Annotated in this window: 1 pseudogene; it reads left to right on the top strand. The window is 52.5% G+C overall.

Annotation, left to right across the window (positions count from 1 at the left end):
- A pseudogene (locus BHE89_RS27220) lies at positions 1 to 245 on the top strand (hypothetical protein); the annotation flags it as partial.
- Between the last annotated feature and the right edge of the window lie 161 nt (positions 246 to 406).

Here is a 406-nt window from a genome sequence, read left to right as displayed (position 1 = left end):
TTGATGCCCTACTCCGGAATGCAGCAATTTGGATCTTTGGCTTGTCCTTCTCCGTTGGTGGCACTTACGTCACTGGCGAGGCCAGTACATGGGTCGTTTTACCTAGCCACTTCTGGTGCAATGACACTCTGTTCTGTCGTAACAGCCTACCTGCTCGTGACCTATCACCGCTGGGGGCTGATGACGGCCAGGGTCTGGTTGCTATTGAGTGCCTGCCTAAACGGCTATGCCGTCTATTTGAGTAGCCACAACATCCAGTTGGTGGTGGCACTGCTTTCCAGCCTGTTTATTGCTTTGTGGATGCTCAAGACCCTTGAGCATCCAGCAGTGAAGGGGACGTACAAGGTAATCGCTGATCTTCACCGTCAGCTATGGGGAATGTTGAAGGGGCAAACACAATGACGAC

Source organism: Shigella sp. FC1967 (assembly GCF_001743005.1).
Taxonomy (GTDB): domain Bacteria; phylum Pseudomonadota; class Gammaproteobacteria; order Enterobacterales; family Enterobacteriaceae; genus Proteus.
The sequence above is the reverse complement of the archived record's forward strand: the minus strand, read 5'-3'. Positions and strand labels throughout refer to the sequence as shown.